17 protein-coding genes are annotated in these 17,784 nt (G+C 53.7%); 7 read left to right on the forward strand and 10 right to left on the reverse strand.

Annotated elements, in window-relative coordinates:
• Positions 1-2: 2 nt before the first annotated feature.
• The 4 genes from ACXAH8_RS08295 to ACXAH8_RS08310 all read right to left on the reverse strand — a co-directional run bounded on the left by ACXAH8_RS08295 (position 3) and on the right by ACXAH8_RS08310 (position 6,612).
• The gene (locus ACXAH8_RS08295; RefSeq protein WP_475217492.1) at positions 3-716 is read right to left on the reverse strand and encodes a DUF3299 domain-containing protein; all 714 of its coding nucleotides are present in this window, start codon (positions 714-716) and stop codon (positions 3-5) included.
• Between the two features lie 479 nt (positions 717-1,195).
• Positions 1,196-2,611: an FAD-binding oxidoreductase gene (locus tag ACXAH8_RS08300; RefSeq protein WP_475217494.1), complete on the reverse strand. Its 1,416-nt coding sequence runs from the start codon at positions 2,609-2,611 to the stop codon at positions 1,196-1,198.
• Between the two features lie 116 nt (positions 2,612-2,727).
• Positions 2,728-2,985: a DUF4242 domain-containing protein gene (locus ACXAH8_RS08305; RefSeq protein ID WP_170376838.1), complete on the reverse strand. Its 258-nt coding sequence runs from the start codon at positions 2,983-2,985 to the stop codon at positions 2,728-2,730.
• Between the two features lie 27 nt (positions 2,986-3,012).
• On the reverse strand, positions 3,013-6,612 hold the full coding sequence (locus ACXAH8_RS08310) for an adenylate/guanylate cyclase domain-containing protein (protein ID WP_475217497.1): 3,600 nt from the start codon (positions 6,610-6,612) through the stop codon (positions 3,013-3,015).
• 606 nt (positions 6,613-7,218) lie between these two features.
• On the opposite strand from ACXAH8_RS08310, the gene ACXAH8_RS08315 reads away from it, so the two are divergent.
• From ACXAH8_RS08315 to ACXAH8_RS08325, 3 genes are read left to right on the forward strand one after another with little or no spacing between them, the layout of a single operon-like run.
• Complete coding sequence (locus ACXAH8_RS08315) at positions 7,219-7,839, forward strand: hypothetical protein (protein WP_170550058.1); 621 nt, start codon at positions 7,219-7,221, stop codon at positions 7,837-7,839.
• Between the two features lies 1 nt (position 7,840).
• Positions 7,841-8,191 carry a hypothetical protein gene (locus ACXAH8_RS08320; protein WP_475217500.1) on the forward strand — a complete coding sequence of 117 codons (351 nt, stop codon included), beginning with the start codon at positions 7,841-7,843 and terminating at the stop codon, positions 8,189-8,191.
• A gap of 47 nt (positions 8,192-8,238) precedes the next feature.
• Positions 8,239-8,403: a hypothetical protein gene (locus ACXAH8_RS08325; protein WP_475217501.1), complete on the forward strand. Its 165-nt coding sequence runs from the start codon at positions 8,239-8,241 to the stop codon at positions 8,401-8,403.
• An 877-nt stretch (positions 8,404-9,280) separates the two neighbouring features.
• On the opposite strand, the gene ACXAH8_RS08330 is transcribed toward ACXAH8_RS08325, so the two are convergent.
• Together ACXAH8_RS08330 and ACXAH8_RS08335 are read right to left on the reverse strand one after the other, a co-directional pair.
• On the reverse strand, positions 9,281-9,640 hold the full coding sequence (locus ACXAH8_RS08330; RefSeq protein WP_475217503.1) for a VOC family protein: 360 nt from the start codon (positions 9,638-9,640) through the stop codon (positions 9,281-9,283).
• Positions 9,641-9,677: 37 nt separating this feature from the next.
• Complete coding sequence (locus ACXAH8_RS08335) at positions 9,678-10,115, reverse strand: VOC family protein (RefSeq protein WP_475217505.1); 438 nt, start codon at positions 10,113-10,115, stop codon at positions 9,678-9,680.
• A gap of 106 nt (positions 10,116-10,221) precedes the next feature.
• Between ACXAH8_RS08335 and ACXAH8_RS08340 the strand changes: the two genes are divergently transcribed.
• A complete protein-coding gene (locus ACXAH8_RS08340; RefSeq protein WP_475217507.1) occupies positions 10,222-10,926 on the forward strand; it encodes a helix-turn-helix transcriptional regulator in 705 nt (234 codons plus the stop codon).
• A gap of 177 nt (positions 10,927-11,103) precedes the next feature.
• Here ACXAH8_RS08340 and ACXAH8_RS08345 read toward each other — a convergent pair whose 3' ends face one another.
• Positions 11,104-11,340, reverse strand: coding sequence for a hypothetical protein (locus ACXAH8_RS08345; RefSeq protein ID WP_475217509.1), 237 nt, complete (start codon positions 11,338-11,340; stop codon positions 11,104-11,106).
• A 1,133-nt stretch (positions 11,341-12,473) separates the two neighbouring features.
• Here ACXAH8_RS08345 and ACXAH8_RS08350 point away from each other — a divergent pair.
• Positions 12,474-12,731, forward strand: coding sequence for a hypothetical protein (locus tag ACXAH8_RS08350; RefSeq protein ID WP_475217511.1), 258 nt, complete (start codon positions 12,474-12,476; stop codon positions 12,729-12,731).
• A gap of 179 nt (positions 12,732-12,910) precedes the next feature.
• Here ACXAH8_RS08350 and ACXAH8_RS08355 read toward each other — a convergent pair whose 3' ends face one another.
• Positions 12,911-14,455: a ShlB/FhaC/HecB family hemolysin secretion/activation protein gene (locus ACXAH8_RS08355; RefSeq protein WP_475217513.1), complete on the reverse strand. Its 1,545-nt coding sequence runs from the start codon at positions 14,453-14,455 to the stop codon at positions 12,911-12,913.
• Between the two features lie 124 nt (positions 14,456-14,579).
• Complete coding sequence (locus ACXAH8_RS08360; RefSeq protein WP_475217515.1) at positions 14,580-14,879, reverse strand: hypothetical protein; 300 nt, start codon at positions 14,877-14,879, stop codon at positions 14,580-14,582.
• A 392-nt stretch (positions 14,880-15,271) separates the two neighbouring features.
• On the opposite strand from ACXAH8_RS08360, the gene ACXAH8_RS08365 reads away from it, so the two are divergent.
• Positions 15,272-15,787: a DUF805 domain-containing protein gene (locus ACXAH8_RS08365; protein ID WP_475217517.1), complete on the forward strand. Its 516-nt coding sequence runs from the start codon at positions 15,272-15,274 to the stop codon at positions 15,785-15,787.
• 74 nt (positions 15,788-15,861) lie between these two features.
• On the forward strand, positions 15,862-16,632 hold the full coding sequence (locus tag ACXAH8_RS08370; protein WP_475217519.1) for a hypothetical protein: 771 nt from the start codon (positions 15,862-15,864) through the stop codon (positions 16,630-16,632).
• A 21-nt stretch (positions 16,633-16,653) separates the two neighbouring features.
• Here the strand turns inward: ACXAH8_RS08370 and ACXAH8_RS08375 are convergent, their stop codons facing one another.
• The gene (locus ACXAH8_RS08375; protein ID WP_475217520.1) at positions 16,654-17,592 is read right to left on the reverse strand and encodes a helix-turn-helix domain-containing protein; all 939 of its coding nucleotides are present in this window, start codon (positions 17,590-17,592) and stop codon (positions 16,654-16,656) included.
• Between the last annotated feature and the right edge of the window lie 192 nt (positions 17,593-17,784).

Below are 17,784 nucleotides of genomic sequence, written 5' to 3' on the forward strand. Positions count from 1 at the left end.
CACTATTCGTCTTTGATAGCCCCGCCAGTCGCTTTTTTTCTTCCCATCAGTACACTTGCCCTATTGGTCGTAGCCTCTTCGGAAGTCTTGGTTGGTCCAAAAATCTGAACGTCATCGACCTCTAAAGTAAACGCAGCCTTCATGAGGACGGGACCATCAACAACCAGCATTTCTTTCTGCGTCGGGTCGATCCTGATTTGACCGGTTACAACGATGGGCTCGTAAACCGTCGAGGGCCTCCAGGAATCACTAAGGCGCAAACGCACCATCTGGTTCGGAGGCGGAGGCGGTACGTGGCTGCACATTCCACGTTCCGGCACGATATACGCCATTTGGGAGCCATCTTCGTCGCGGGGTGCCGGGATCACAAATCCGCCCAATGAAACGGTCACGCCATCGATGTCGACATTGGCGGCCGTGCCCGCCTTCTCACGTCTTTCCATTACAACCCAGCGTTGGGAAATCAGCCAGTTCGCATCAATGCCTTCCTCAGCAAGGGTTGCTTCGATCGCCTCGATATCCACTTGAATCTGGTCCAGCTGTTCTGGTGTGGCTCCGCCTTTTTCTTGCCGTGCGCGCAACCGGACCAATTTACGAAGCGCGTTAAGCTGTTTGTCAGTCAATTTAACGAAAGGATCTTCGTAGTCTTGAGCGGATTCATCGATCAGGTCTGACCACTCTACACGTGTGACCCGTGAATGAACCGGCAAAGCCAAAAAGCACGCGGCTATTGGTTACGCAGACTCCACCGCTTTTTCTAGGGCCTTCCGAAAATGGTCTGGAATGTCGTCGTCGGATTATGGGAATTTGGAGAAAGGGCGGGCCTGACCATCTCGGTACCAATGATGATCGAGGTTTCTGAGCTTGTAGCAAGACTATACTCAATAGTGGTCTTGATGCTCGGCAAGATGATTGGTGAACCAATCTGACGTAGTCTCTAGTCGCCTTGCATCCTTCTCTAGGGGCTGAATTTCGGTAGTCAAACTGCAAATCTAGTTGGGAAGTAACGCTAACATACCATTAATTTTGTGACTGTATTGACGGAATCCACAATCAGGTAGGCGTAGGGTCGCTAATGCTATGGTCGTCTGGAGGTTTCACTTGACCTGACAATTCGTCGACGAGAAAAGCCACGTGAGGTTAAAGCAAGGCGCTCAACATCAATCTAGACCAGTTTACGCAGTTTTGAATTCCATCACGCGGGCAAGATATTGTGGTTTAGCCTGAACAAATTGGCCGGGTCATATGTACCCTTGATCCTAGACAGCTTGTCACCGTTGTCGCCGTATGCCCCGGCCATGTGGTCTGCTTCGTCTTCTGGCATGAAGTTGACATACGCACTTCCGCTCGCGTGCGGTTGCATCTGGTCGTAAAGCTCTCGCGCCCAATCAATACACTCGGCATCCTTGCCGGGATCCTCCCAACGCGTGTGAACATTCATGATGAAGTGAGCAGATCTCTGGGGATAGGCCGTTGAACCGGGCTCGACGCGCGCCATAGCTCCGCCCACATGGGCAATAAAAACTTCGCACGCCGGGTCAGGAAGATTTGCAATCGCTTTCAGTAAACTTGAGATCGCGTCCGAAGAAATTTCATCTAAATCATGGCTCTTCCAATAGTTCCTAGCACCTGGCGTCAAAAGCGGGTCAAAAGCGGCCTGCCAGTCTACAAACTTGTGCGGAGAGATCACGTCGGCAATTGGTTCGCCAAGCGCGCGTAGTGCCGCCATAGCTTGTTCACCTTCGTCCATGGACCCGCTATAGCAGGCAGCAAAGATCAACACCTCTCGTCCATGCCACTCAGCTGGCAGAAAGGGTAGAGGAGGCGCTTTCCGCATCACGCTCCAGACGGTCAGTTCCTCCGGGGAATTGTCTGCAATGGTGGCGAATTCGGCCAATAGCTCTGGCGCCTTTTCTATCGGATGAACAATGAGGCCGGAAAGGACGTCGGGTCCTAGCTCATGCAGTTGAAACTCGAAAGAAGTCACCACACCAAAGTTTCCACCCCCTCCTCGAATGGCCCAGAAAAGTTCCGGGTGACTTGTGGGAGAAGCGGTAACAATGGCTCCGTCTGCGGTCACGACTTCCGCTGAGAGCAAATTGTCGATCGTCATACCGAATTTTCGAGTAGTCCATCCAAAGCCGCCGCCAAGCGTGAGACCTGCGATGCCCGTAGTCGAATTGATGCCAACGGGAACGGCAAGTGCATGTGCCTGAGTTTCGCGATCCACATCTCCTAGCAGTGCTCCCGGCGCAACCCGAGCAGTCTTGCTTGAAGGGTCGACGTGAACCGAACGCATCTGGGACAGATCGAGCATGACCGTTTTATCTGCGACTGCATGTCCTGCTATCTGGTGCCCACCTGACCGAATGGACATTATGAGGCCATTGTCGCGTACGAAGTTCACGGCCTTCTGCACATCGCTTGCACCCAAGGCGCGGATCACGAAACCGGGGTAACGTTCGAACATGCTATTCCACGTGGTCCTAGCATCTTCGTATTCCGCAGTGCCCTTGTGGTAGACTCCGCCGCGAAGCGATAAATCAAGAGCGTCTAAAGCGCCTTGGTTTACAGTTGCCGTACTACCATCAAGTGTTTTTAGGTCAAACATGCATTGGCCTCCCTATTGTCAGGTCGGGCTTCTTGCAGGGTTGCCTCAAGTAATTGATATTTCCGTCGCGTTGTCTCGCGATGACATTTCATTGAACTAGGAAAATACGATGCTGATCAGGCGAAAATTGCCGGATCAATCCGATCCACAGGCGTTATGACATCGGCGGGAATGTTCAGGCGTTCGGCCGCCTTTCTCAGGCTTTCCTCATCCGGGGCTTCGTACAAGCAATACGTTTTGCGTTTGTCTGCACTAAGAAACGAAAAAATCCACTCGACGCCGACTTCGTCATTGATCTCTTTGATGTGAATTTTGTCATCGTCTGTGACGTTGAGTTGCTCGGCAAAATTTCTTTCAATTATGTACCTTGGCATAAAGTCCCCCAAAACAGATTAATTACCTTAACTCGCTACTCCTTCGAGCTTTGACCTAAGGGAAACCATACTCAATTTCTGTGAAATTGCCAACGCTTCCCCTTCCAGTTGAAACGCCTGTTCCACATCATTCGGGCGCCCGCGTCGCCTTAGTGCAGTTGCATATGCCGCCTTGCTGTGCGCGACCCAAGGTGGGCATTTCATGCGCGTGTCAATTTCTATGGCCTTCTCAAACCTCTTCTCAGCGGTCTCCCAGTCCTTCAGAACCGTACTCAGACTTCCGAGGCGTCGCGCAGCTGCGCCAGTGCATACTGTAGTGGCCCCAGCGGTGATCGTTAGGTCTTCATAAGGAGCAAGCATTTCATAGAGTGTCTTGGCGTGTTCCTGATGCTCAATAGCGACACATATGTCAGCCAGATAGGACAATGTCGTTGAATACATGGCGTCGGGTGGAAGATCGAAGCCATTGGCAGCCATTTCATTCAGTATTCGTTCGGCGGGTTCTTTGTATCCAAGTTCTGCAGCGATAAGACCAAAACCGGGCTTCCATGAAATGTCTTCGGGGCTGTCTGTCATCAGTTTCTTAATCACAGGCGCAACTTCGTGCAGTCGGTTTTGCTCGCGGCGGATGGTGAACATCTGAACACCAAAGACGCCCTCAACATGTTCGCCATGGGTCTTTCGGCCAATTTTAACCGCCTCGGTGGCGTGTTCCTCGGCTTGCTCAAAATCGCCGTCCATAATTGCAACCATGGCGCGTGCGTGTTTCTGAACCCAATAGAGTTGCAGATGATTGTCCTTTTCCGAAATCTCGGTCAGCAAACCCAAAGAATGTTCCATTAACTCACGGTCGGCCATCTCGGCGCCTACAAACAAGCTCAGAGTACGGTCCCGCCCTTGGTCGATACTTCCAAGATGCTCGGCCACACCGTGCATCGCCTCTAGATTTTCACGCCAATGGCGGGCTTCTCTTCCCTTACGCGCAACGAATGGGGCCCCAAAATGCATCATCATTACCGAGAACTGGGATTTATAGTCTCCGAGTTTTGCGGCCAGCTCCATGGACTGCTGGCCGAAACGCGCACCCTCGGGAAACTGACCGACGAACATGTGGGCGCGCGCAAGTTGGCTCATCAATCTGCACCGACGGACTTCCTCATCATCGGGCAAATCTTTAAGTGCATTTTCGCAGAGATCGATTGCTTCATTATGCCTTTCGCTGGACATCATGCATGAGTCGGCGAAATGGTTGGCCGCGTCGGCGGCCAACTCCACATCGTGCACCGCCCGCGCCGCGTTGGAGGCGTCTTTCAGAACTGCAATCCCTTCAGGCAATTGACCCAGGCTGTCGTGGCTGCGGCCAACAAGGATCTTGCCTTTGATTAATTCTGTTTTGGAGTCTGAGCTAAGTTTTTCAGCAGCTTGCAGCGTTTCTCTGGCGTTCGTCATCGCCTCCTGGCTGGCAGAACGCGCCAACGCCATTTCTGTCGCAATTTGCCATTTTTCGAACGCAGCCCTCCAATCCTCGGCTTCTGAAAGGTGGCGGGCGACCAGTTCGGGACGACGCTCGATCTCGGCGGACCTTGTCTGTATCAACGCACGCGCCACATCCGCATGCTGTTGTTTTCGAGTTGAGCTCAGCATGGACTGATAGGCAGTATCGCGAATAAGGGCATGACGGAATACAAAATGCCCGCGATTGTGACCGCTTTCGAAGATTATGCCTGTTCGCGAAAGTTCTTCGAGACAAGTGTTGATATCAGAATCTGCAACACGCATCGCCGCATTCAAAATGCTCGGCTCAAACTCTCTGCCAATAACAGAGCCTGTAAGCGCGACCTGTTTTGCCTTAGGCGAAACCGCATCAAGACGCGCCATCAACGCGCCTTTCAAAGACGAGGGTATATTGATTTGCCCTTGCTCACCCGCCTCCACAATCGTTCGCGTCAATTCCTCCACGAACAAAGGTACACCGTCGGTCTTTTCAATGATTTTAGCAATCAGTGCATCGTCCGGTTTTCTTCCTGTGATGTTTTCGACAAGGTGTGAAACATGCGCAGAATCGAACCGGCGCAGTACAAGAGACTGAACGTGTGTGTCCCCGTCGTCGCGCGCCAATTCCCACCCAGGCCTGTGGGTAATCAAGATCATCAGAGGAAGGTCGCTGGATATCGACTTAAAACGCTCCAACAAAGCTTGTGTGGAAGGATCGATCCAATGCGCATCTTCTACACACAGAACAACGGGGCACACGTCTGATCGCACCTGCACTGTGTGAATCAAAGTTTGGATTGTGATGTCGCGCTGCTCCTGCGGCGACATCTCGAGCACCTTTTGGGCCTGCGCACTACGAGGTGCAACCAAAGCTGCGAAGACAGGTAGAACTTGTTCCCAGTCCAGTCCCGGCCGTCTTTCCAGCATCTTCCTGACATGTTCAAGGATCAGATTGTCGTCGAAGTCCGGTTCGACACCCGCGTCCTGGGATATCCGTTGGGCAACGGGATGAAAGGGGCTACTGCTGAGATAAGGAGAGCAATTCAGCCTTATGATATCTGCCTGGTCGTTCGCGGTGATATCTGCGAGAAATTCCTCTGTAAGTCGCGATTTCCCAATCCCGGCTTCACCGGACAGCAACACAACCTCTCCATGACCATTCTGGGCACGTCGCCATGATTGCAGCAGAATACCCTTTTCGTAGTCCCGGCCGATCATAACACTGTCGACTTCATCGCGATGTGCGGCTCGGAACCGGCTTTCCGCACTGCGTTCCGACACCACTTTCAGCAGATTCCGAGGCTCAGCAAAACCCTTTAACTCTTTCTTACCAAGAGATTTGTATTCAAAAATCCGATGCAAAGCGGTCTCAGTTTCCTCTGCCGACAACACGACCGAGTTTGGTTCCGCAAATTCTTGAATTCGCGCCGCAAGATTGACAACTGGGCCCGTCATGGCGCCTTCTTCATATGTGTTTTCACCGATATTATCGCCGACAACGACATCACCACTCGCAATGCCCAGCCTTACTGACAAGCGCTCTCCGTCCGGGGTTTTGAGTTCGCTGACGCGATGAACGGCCTCAAGACCGGCTTTGATCGCCCGAATTGCGTGATCTTCGTAGGCCCTCGGCCAGCCAAAAAACACGAGAAGACCGTCGCCCAAGTATTTTGCAACATAGCCACCATATCGACTTACGGCGCCCGCAACGGCGTCTTGGTAGTTCTGTAGCAACTCCCGCATATCTTCGGGGTCGAAACGATTGGTGAGTTCCGTTGAGCCGACCAGATCGGCGAACAAAACGGTTACGTGGCGCTTCTCAGCAGTGGCTGGCTCACTATGCTTGGTTTTGAGCGGATCGTCACTTTGTGAATGGTTTGAGATGGCCGCATTTGCGTTTTCCGGCGGGTGTTCACGATATGCTTGTGGGGACGAGGTCGCACGTTGCTGGCCGCTTAGCTCTTGCACTGCGGCGAGGATTATCTTGCGGTGGCCAAGGCTCACCCCGAGCTCTTTTAAGTCGTCGTCTGACAGAAGTGGCAAAACACGCGCATCGATATCATTTGCCGCAAAAACATCTGCGTACTGACTCAGTTCGAGATCTTTCAACCACTTTCCAATTTCGACCGACATCTTTGGATCATGCTGGGATACGCATCACTAATCAAGAATACGTACTAAAATTCGGATGACCTCCAATGAAAAGCTACAGTTTACCTTTACCTTCAGATCAACCGACTAAGTCGGTTCGTGCCCAAGCATGCCAGAATTGCGCAACTTGCTAATTTGCTGCACGTATTTGATGATTTGTCTCTGAAGAGAGCTTTGTCCGCGATGTGTGATTGCGCGCAGCGCTAGGCTACATTAGCGTAGTGAGCGTCTCCTTTGATGGGCCGCGACGCGGCATACAGACTCAGCTACTTAGGGCAGCTTTGCGCCGCCCAAGATGAACCAACCCGGCACACCACTACAGATGCTGCGCTGCCTCTGAAGTCCGTTGCGAGCCCACTTTGCCGGGTGCTGCACTGCGCAAGAACGTCTACTCTCGTCAAGCGTGCCAAAAACGATCGTTTTTGACGCCCACAACACCAACGAACAATCGCAAAATTTGCTGAGTGACTTTTGACTTGGTCGGCTGCTTTGAGCCCGGAGCGGTGTTTACATTTTTATTGCGTGCGACAGTTTGCATTGCTTTAGCATTTAAGAGTTCTCCGTGGTTCCATTGGGAGTCTTAGTATAATGCGATTGACGTTTTTGACTGTATGTATTTTTGCTTTGCCAACGCTCGCGGCCGCCGCGGATGTTGGGCAGGAAGCAATTGACGGCTGTATCGACCAATTGCGCGAAGTCGGTGGGCCAGATGGACAAGGTGGCACGGTGCTCTCCACCGAGTTTTCCGAAGCAAACTCGCTTGTCATGTTGCAAGATAGAGGCGAAACAATCTGGCGATGCCTTGTCTCAAACGATGGTCAGGTTGCCGAATTGAGCGTTGCACAAGCCGCAGATGACGGCGGTGGTGCGATGGCGGGCTCTTCTGGCACAGGCGCGCCAAGCACGGAGCGCGTCCAGTTCGCAAGTGGCACTTCCGGTGCGGAGCTGACCGGCTCTCTCCTGCCACAAGAGAGCCGGCGGTATATCCTGGGTGCGCGCGACGGTCAGTTCCTTTATTTCCGTCTCGCCGCGAACGGACCCGGAATGACCTATGTGATCTATAATCCGGACGGGTCTGTGCTGCTCGATGAAACGGGCGCGGCGCAAGAGTATCGTGGGCAGCTCTGGCAGTCGGGAGATCACGTGATCGAAGTCTACAACACTTCGAACGGTGCACAGTCCTACAACGTGATCTTTGGCATCGAATGACATGAATACGGAAGAGTTTCCGCATCAAATTGGAGAATCCAATAAGAAATCGTTTATGCTGGTTTGTGCATTTGCGACACTCTGCGCAGTGGCGGGTTGCGTGGAGACTTCAAGCCCCACGGCACCTTCAACTGACCAACCGTCCGTAGGAAGCTCCGCCGACCTTTCCGCATTTGAAGGTGCGCGGGCCGGTCAGGCCGAGATGGGCATACAAAACCTCGGCTATGAGTTGATCCGGACAGACGGTCTAACTGCCTTCTGGTTTAACCGCAGCACGGGTGCCTGCGCACGCATCACGACTGCCGATGGCCGTTATTCGGATGTCACTATGCTGCCCGCCGCAGATTGCTAACGCTTTGGGTCGTGGCTGGACACTTTGTCTGATTGAAAGGGAGTTCCATGAAATACATGCTTGCAGCCGCAACACTGCTCGTCGTTTTGGCAGGATGTGTAGAAGAGAAATCCTTCACCACGGAAGCGGATATTTCCGAAGCAAACCGGAACACCGAATGCCCCGTGGACGTGTCGGAAGCGGATCGCGCGAACTATCCGGCGTGCAACTAATCTGACAGCGGCACGCGGTGAATCTCACTTACACATACCGAAGAGATTAAGCAGTGTCAGGATCGGCAAATGCCTGTCGTTGGGTTGTTCGAACCGTTGGGGTCTTGTACCTCATTGCACTTGCGCTGCTTCTGGTCGGCACCTTCGGGCTTTTTGGTCAGCAGCGAGACCCTTTGTCCGGTATCTTCCTGCTGCCCATAGGATTGCCATGGGTTCTTTTGACAGATGGTTTTCCGGAGACTTGGCGCCCGTGGCTTGCGAGTCTGGCTCCGGCGCTCAATCTTGTAATCCTAACGTTGCTTTGCCGTCGCACAAAACGACGCCAATAGACATCATTTCAGTTATTTGAAAGGAACGCTGTGAGCCTTGATATACCACATATGATTGTCACCGTAGCAATCTGCTTTGCTGTCCTCTGGGGCCTCGAACAGACGCCACTTTTTGCGAACATGCCGAAACGAAAAGCAACAGTGCATAAGCTTGTCACCCTATTTGTGGCAATCTTAATTCTAAACCTAGTCTGGCCTTACGGGTCAAACGGCTAACCCGAGACGCAGCTTTGACGATCATAGCTGCAGATCGGTGGTACACCGACATCGCGCCTTGCGAAGGCAGCCGAGCGTCCAAGGTCGAAGTAACGGCGTCATGGTCGCGAAACACTGTTGCGAGGAACACAGGGTCAAAGGGTTCTCCGACATCCACGTGCAGCTTTTTTGAGATCGGGTGCCTTGTCTGAAGAACGATTGTTCGCTGTGACGACTAAATCCTTTGCGAGCGCAGCATCGAGGACAAGCTTACCGGTCCGCTCATTCGCGCCCAAAAGAACGGGCTTAAAAACCTTCTCCTTTCGATCGGAAACTGCGCTTGCGACCTGCGCTCAGGCGGAGAGGCAAATCTTGTTGCTGTCCAGATCCCTGACGTAGGCCGAGAAACGCGGCCCACGTTGGTTCGGTTCGCCTTCGCTGGTGCCGCCAAGCTCGATGGCCAATGCGTACAGCCTTTCGACCTCTTCAGTCGACCCGACACTGAAGCCGACCATGGTTCCGTTTCCATTGGTGGCAGGGTTTTCGTCGAACGGGATGGCGACTGCAAAGGCAAAGTCAGGTCCGAGCCAGTATGTCATTCTGTCAGTGGGCGAGACACGCTCCATACCCGTTTGACAAAAAAGGTGGTCATAAAAGTGCGCTGCGGCTGCCATGTCGTTGGTGCCGACGACGAAGTAGTTCATTTGCATCATGCGATGTCCGTTGAGATAGTGCGGAGTGTTAAGGGCGTCACTGATGGGTCAGTCTGAAGAACTCGATCAGTTGACCGTTCGGATCGGTGATCTTGAGCAGGTGAATGCCCGGCTCTTCGATGATCTTTGGCGCGGTCACGCCGGCGGCAATGGCACGGGCGTGTAAGACTTCCAGATCGGCGGATTGCAGGTAGGGAACCGCGCCCGAACCTGCCTCGGCACCCGGTGCGTACTTATCCCGTGACACGATCGCGAACCAGCCACCAGCCACGTCGAACGCTACGAATTCAGGTAGCCCGATTGTCGGTTCACTGTCGAACAGGGCGCGGTAGAAGGCTGCCGATTCCTCCATGTTGTCGGTCGGCACATAGGCGCCCATGGCCATGATCGTCGCAGTTCCCCGCCGCTCGGAAGACTCCGCTGCGAGTGTTGTTGGCAGAACAGCGGCGAGGGTTAAGGCAATGAAACGTCTCATATTCTGATCTCCTTGGTTGAAGCCTTTCCTGCTTGTACCGCGCCTATGCTGACAGCGTGTTGTCAGCATGGTGTCAGTATGATCTGTCTCATAGAAAGGAGATCACATGAGGCGCGGCGACAGGCTATTTGAAGTCATCGAGATTCTGAGGCGGGCCAAAGGCCCGATCTCAGCCCAGTCTATTGGTGAAGAACTGGGCGTGACCAAGCGCACGGTGTATCGCGATATTGCTGCGCTGATGGGGCAGGGCGTGCCAATAAATGGCGAGGCCGGTGTCGGCTATGTGTTGGAGCCCGGCTTTCATATGCCACCGCTAATGCTGACCCCGGATGAGATCGAGGCCGTTACGCTTGGTGTGCTGTGGGTCCAAACCCGAGGCGAACCCGAGCTTGCGCTGGCGGCTGAGAAGTTGATCACTAAGCTAGAAGCTGTCGCTCCTGACAAGTACCGGACGTCGTTTCTTCAGCCAGCCGTCAGCGTCGCGCCCGTCGCTCAGCCGGATGAAGTGCTCGGCGCGGCGGCCATTCGTCTGGCCATTCGGTGTTCTAAAAAAATAGCTTTGAAATATTCAGACCACTCAGGCCAAAAGACCCGTCGTGTGATATGGCCCATACTGTTGGGTTACCGAGACACCAGCCGCATCATCGCCGCATGGTGCGAGATGCGAGAAGGTTTTCGTTACTTTCGGACAGAGCGGATCATCGAGGCGGAGGTCCTCGAAGACAGTATTCCCCGGCGAATGGACCTACTCCGCGCGGAGTGGCGTGATGCAACGGATGCAGAACGTAAGCGATATGAGGAAGGGGCATAGGGCGGCGTTTGCCGAAGGACCGCTTTGGAAATCTGCAGCGCAGCGGAGCGCTGGTTCAAAAACCGCTCCGATCAGATTCGTGATGTCATCCGCTCCCAATCAGAGCAACTTTCACGCGACCGTCTTTAACAACATGGATGCCGTGATCACGTGTCAGAGCGGTTTCTTGCGCTTCGGTTAGCGGGAGAGGGAGAACATGCCGAATTGCTTTGCAAATAAGGGAAGCTGGTCAGCGCCAAATTCGGAGCATTTGGTAACCGCAATCCATTGGCGTACCGGGGCGACCCGCTCGCGCATCTGACCAAGCTCTTTGAGCCAGAGCGTTTTGAGGGTATTCTCCTGAAAGACCGCCTGCACAACCGATGGGCCATGATCTGGTGCACGACGCACGCCAGAGAGGACGATTGCGGTCACGGGCCTGTTCATTCAGTCCCGGTCGCTTGCCCGCTTTTTCACAACAGCGCAAAAGCCCGGTCGCGGCAATTCCCGAGGGATCTGGACAGTGTGATGCATACAATGCGTTCCGGTACCCAAGCACTACAGGAACGGTTCAGCGTGTCGTCGCGGATGACTTTGCTGTGCATGGGCAGTTTGATCGCGTGATCCGTCAGCGTGGCTGTCGTGGCGTGACCAATGTGATGGTCGCCGCAGATCATCCAAATGTGCCCGTTGATAGTGACGCTGAGAACGGATGCGCCAAGGCGATGGCCGGAAACGAATTCCCTGGAATCTCAGTTTCCGTATCTCCGGGCAAAAGCGCGGACTCCTTTGTTTTCAGAATCCAATCAGTCTCAGGGGCGCAGCGTTGTGCGCGCACCTACATGACCTTAAAGGTGTACCAAGTGCTACACGCGCACTAAAACCCACCAAACCGCGTCACCGCTGCTTTCGTTTGACCGATATAATACAGCCCGAGTGTTTTGGGTGCCGTGCTGGTACATCTCGTGCCATGGCGTCCACGTTTCCGAGATGCCGCAACGCCCCGTTGTTCAGCAATACGCCTCGACCAGCATCATACTGGCGCTGTCCAAATCCGCTGGCAACGCATTCCCAGTTTTCCTTGGCTGCCGCGTTGCGGAATCTCGGTAGATCGTGCGGGTCATGCCGTCCGGGTGTTGCTGCGACGTGATCGTGTTTCTTTGAATTGCTCTGGTGGGTTAAGTGGTGGGTCACTTGTGTTGCGCCAGGTTGCTGAGCAGTACCGGTTGTTGGCCTCGGCCTTGGGCGCATGATTGTCACGACGCCTTGTGGATTCTGATGTCCTGGGACGGCTACATGAGTTGCCGTGGGTCTTGGCGTCAACTGTGGAACCTGGCCAGGAACCGCAATGGGAACCTGATTAGGAGTCGCGGTTGGGACAAGCGGTGGCACAGCAGTTTGACCGGTAGGCTGAGGCGGGATCTGACCGGGAACGGCGACCGGTATTTGGTTGGGTGTCGCTGTTGGCACAAGGGGCGGCACATTGGGTTGAGGTGGAACCTGACCAGGGACAGCTATCGGAACTTGATTAGGAGTCGCAGTCGGAACTTGCGGCGGTACAGTAGCCAATGGCGGAACCTGATTGGGAACGGCTGTCGGAACCCGGTTTGGTGTCGGATTTGGCACTAAGGGCGGAGCTAGGGTTGGTGCTACGATCGGCGTTGGAACTTGACCCGGAACTGCTATTGGCGTTGCGATCGGAACCCGACCGGGAATTGCGTTCGGGACCGCGCCCGGCGCAAGGACCGGCACAGCAACGGACGTGGGTGTTTGCTGTGTTCCCTGAGGCGGCAATTGATTTGCCACCGGTTGCGTTGGGCCGGTAATTTGATTGCCTACCCCTTGCCCACCGGCCTGCCCACATCCTTGGCTCGACCGGTGCGGATTCCCCACGCCACGGCACCACCCGTAATGATGTCCCTGTGCGACGACCTGCGTCGCGGCCAGTTCTGCGACCAAACAAGCTGCGGTAAGTAAAACAATGTGGTTCCGTTTCATAACATCCTCACCAACTTGTTGTCAGAGCAAGATACGCGCCAGGATCGCCAGAGTCAGTCAACGGACCGTCTCTCAAAGGGACACCGACATATCCGGACAGGAATAGGTTTTGCTTAAACTCAATGTCCAAACCCAGACCTGTCGAGGCCAGTGTAGCATTATCAACTTCAAAACTCGCAGGGTCATTGTTCGAGATGTAGCCCACGTCAAAAAAGACAAAGGGCGTCAAGCGATGAATGCTTTGAGAACTTGGAAAATAGGAGTGAGACACTTCGAAAATCGCGGAAATCCCGGAATCACCATCCACTTCGTCAAACCGATATCCACGCAAAGCATAGCGATCACCAAGGAAGTACTCCTCGACCGAGGGCAGCCGATCGGTTGTGTACTGCCCCCAAATCTCAGTGCGCCAAGCAGTATTGGGGGACAAGCTCGTTAGCGGGCTTTCGTATCCAATGCCGCCCCGCAGATGCCAGAACGAAGAGTCTCCGTCGTCAAAATTCGCGTCTGTCGTGTCGTTGTCATTGTCACCAAAAGATAAGGTTATCCCCGCTTCCAGAGCTTGTCCTTTTGGATAGTTTTGGCCGTAGAGATATGTCAGGCCAACGACACTTGCGTCACTGGATAGTGGAACGCCACCACTGACTGAGTCCGCTTCGGAAATGCGATAATCCAGCAGAAGGTACCCATAGCGGGCCACATCGCGGATCACGGGATATCCCAACGCGACGGTGAAGTTCTCGCCATCAACATCTGTTCTTGCAAAATCACCCGAGAGGTCACGTTTTGCGTTTATGCTTCCGTAGAAAATCTCACCGTACAGACCATTGCTGTTCAGAGGCGTGCGATAGGTAACAGCGCCCCACAAAGAGTGTTCGTCGTCTTTGTCCCAATTGTAGTTGCCTGACCCCTCAAATCGAAGCAAATCCCCGACGGTCAGCGTCGAATAAAATTCTTGTACGATATAGAAGCTGAGCGCTTCTCCAAGCTCACGCGGAGGGTTGTCGAGTGTCGCACTGCCGGCTTGTTTGCGCAGGGGCTCTCCCAATACCCTCAGCCGAGCACCAGCTTGATCCGGGTAATCAAGTTCGGTCGACACGTCCAAGTCGGGTATGTCCTCGGCCAGCATAACCGCCCGCTCAAATCGTTTGAGAGTTATTGGATATGCGGTGGTGAGGGGGCGAAAAATCTTTTCCAAGGTTTGGAACGTGCGTGTATCTACACCCTCAATTTCGATGGTTTGAATACGCCCTTCATCAACAATTATGCTCTGCCCATCGGGACCGGGCCAGGCCTCAGCCAAGAAGTAACCGTCTTCTCGGTAGATCTGCGTGATCGTTGATGCGACATCCGCTGCTGTGATGCGCCCCGACCGATCAAAGGCCAACTGACCTGCAAACGTTAACAGCTCATCCGTATCATACACCGTTACTCCACTGACAGAGTGCTGTGATGCGATGTCCCAAGTTTGGGCCATACTGTATTTTGGGACCGATACAATAGCCACAAAAGTGCAGATGATCGCAAATACAACCGAGTTTGATACGGGCATTTTCCACAACCTTAGCATGATTGAGCATGATAAAACCCAATCCTATTACGAGGTTTGAATGTCTGAGCTTACCGGTGTTCAAATTTGATCGAGACTGGTGCTTTCGAGATACACAGCGAACAGATTACAATGCGCCTTCGTCGCCCAGGAACTCGATACCAGCTGTCGCACCATCCGTGTAAGCAATACAATTCCAAGGAGCACGATCCTCACCAACGCCGACGGTGACTTGTGTTCCAGCTTCGCTAAACGCGGATGAGAGTACAACGACTTGCGAATTGTTCGTTGTTTTGGCCACATCTCGCAAACATGCCTGCTGAGCGGGTGTGGGTTCGGCGGACGTGTTCGACGTACTCGTTTCGTCACATGCCGCAAGCAATGCGAACAAAGTTGTGCCTGCAATCATCGCTGTCTTTTTGGTCATTTTCTTCTCCATCTGGGTCCTTCGAAATTGATGAAACTGGACGCTCCTTTTTGAAGCGCCCGCTTCTATTCAGCCAATTGAGCACAGCTCGATCCGGTGCCCACCTTTCCCGAAGATTAGTCGCCAACGGATTGGTCGGGAGATCGATATTGAGTTGATTGCCGGGGCCGACAACAACGGGAGTCAAATAAAGCTTAGTCGAATTCGCATGTTTGAATCCTATTTTTCATAAATCAACATTTTTTCCGCGCGTAAATTTCGCTACCTTTTTGAAAGATAGGTTTTTGGCGTTCAAACAAAAAAGGAAGGCGGGAAAACCCAGAAGGGCGAAGGCGTGCTTTTGGGTCCGCGAGGCGTTCTGAGGCCGTACAGAAACTAAGAAAGGATTGAAAATGGGATTTAGTGAAGCCGTTAAAACGTGTTTCTCGAAATACTTCCAGTTCTCCGGTCGGGCTATACGCTCAGAATACTGGTGGTTCTTCTTGTTTGTGGTTCTCGTGAGTGCGGCTTTAGCTGTGCTGGACACCATCTTTTTCGGGACCAACCCCGAAACAGGGCAGGGATCACGGGTTCTGTCCTCTGTTTTCCAACTGGCGGTTCTCATACCTATGCTGGCCGCCGGTTGGCGGAGGCTACATGATACAGGGCGACCTGGCTGGTACTTGCTGCTGCCGATGGCGCTCAGCATTACAACTCTTTTTGTTATGCTGGGTGGGGTGGCGTTCTTTTCGGTATTGGAGCAAGGGACCGAAAACCCCGATTCATTGCGAGGACCTGCGGCCGTTCTGGGTGTGACCGGTATTGTTGTTGTCTCAATTCTTCAATTGGTTCTGTCCATCCTGATGATCTGGTGGCTGACGCGACCTTCCCAAGAAGGCGCAAACGAATACGGCCCACCTGTTTCCTAACCTTGTTGCCTGGGTAGCGGGCCGGAAACTCTGGCTGAATGACAATACGAACCACAACACCATGGAGAGAGAAAATGAGTTTCAAAACGATTTCCATTGGAATGCTACTGGTGGCTATGGCGACCACAGCATCAGCGGAGTGGTCGTTCAATTCCGGGCCCAACCCCAATGCTTTTGTTCAGACCGGTAACATGACGCTGGAACTTCAGTGTAATCGTATCCGCTTTGCTCCGGCTGGATTTGAGGACAGCCAGGACATTGTGGACAAGCAGGGGCTCTCCATTCGATTTTTGAAGAACGGCACCACCGAAGTCGGGGCATTTCAGGTTGGCGCAGAAAACGCTGCTGTGCAGATCGTCGACAATTATCCTGTCGAGGTTAGTTTCAATAGCCAGCAGGATTATGGTTTCGTACTGGACCAGCTTGCGGCCAATGCATCCGTTAATCTGTCTATGATTGATCAAGATGTCAGCTACGGAATCTTTGACTTGAAAGGTTCCAGCGCGGCAATTCAGTCCCTTCGTTCAGTCTGCGATTCAGGTGCTAGCCAGGGGGCCTCCTACGAACCCCCAGAAGGCATCGTCTATTGTGGTGGCGGAGCGGTAGAGCAAGTCATCGAACCCGTAATTTTGGACAACCCGGAGGGAGAATGGGACGCGCGAGTAACGGTCGACGGCGAGTCGATCAGAGCCATGACGGCCTACAGTTACTTCGGAAACTATGAGCCGCCCGCCGGATTTGTCGTTGCCCTGCTTGGGGAAGACAGATCCGAGTTTCTGATTTTTAGCGAAGGCTCGGCAAACTGGCTGGAATACGGGGACTACAGGTATGATCAATACAATTGATGCCACCCTCCAGCCAACCCCTTATTTTGTGTCCGAAGGCAGCTCGCCGAAGAACAGTCGGTAGTCTTTCGCAAACTGACCCATATGCCAAAACCCGCGGCGGTTGGCTGCATCCGCTATTGAGCCATCGAAGGATCTGTTCAGCAGGTCCTCGCGAACCCGGTTTAGCCGGAGCCGCATATAGTACGCCTTTGGACCAAGGCCGAACTGTTCCTTGAAGCCGCGGTCCAATGTGCGCCATGAGGCTGCGCATTCCCGGCAGATTTCCTCAATCGAGATCGGGTCCTCCAGATTAGCGAGCATCAGATCAATTGCGCGGCTCAGGGCGCGCCGTCTGGTTTCGGCTTGGCTTTTGTCAAAATGCGCGCCCGTATCGGTCAGGATCTTGAGGGCCTCAAGCATCAGCGCCTCTTCAGTGTCCTGAGACCAGTTGGCAGTCGCGTCGTTCAGCAATCGGACGACGGCTCCCTGCAGTCGCGCCATGCTGGCCGACCCCGCTTTGGTGCCCAATTTACGGGCTTCCGGTTCGTTGCGCTCTAGATGAAACCCGCAGGTTTCGGCCAGCTTTTCCAGCTTTTCGGTTTCAAACGAAACAACGCTTCCTGAAAATCCTGCGGTCGTGATGCCATCAAAACCATCCCGATCACCGAAGACCAGAAAGGCGCTGTCCGTGACGTCTTCGGCCTGCCATTTTTCGATTGAGCCGCGCGTGGGGATGCCAAATGTCTTCCATCCGTCCGGCGAAACACCACGCTGGTGGACGCGCTGGTTCATCGCGATGTTGAGGGCGGAGACAGCCTGTCCTGAACGCACGGTTATCGCTGTGGACAACCGACCGGGATCGAGCTGCCGAAAGTCGATCTCCCAAGGCGTGAGCTCTCCGATTCTGTTTGGATGATCAAGAGACAGGGCCATCGCCGGCGACGCTCCGCCCCAACCGGACGGCGCAGCGTTTGGCATATTTGGCGAATTCTTGATGTGGTCCACCCCCAGATCCTGACAGTTTACCGGTAATGTAACGAATTCGATGGGTGGAATGTCAAGTGAAGCCGGAGTCTTCAAGCGATACGGTAATGGGCCGCCCTCGGTTACCGAAGGCGGATGCCCGATCCGAACGTGTGGTGACGTTCCTGACGCCTTCGGAACATTGCC

Source organism: Ruegeria sp. ABV3_008, assembly GCF_056161185.1.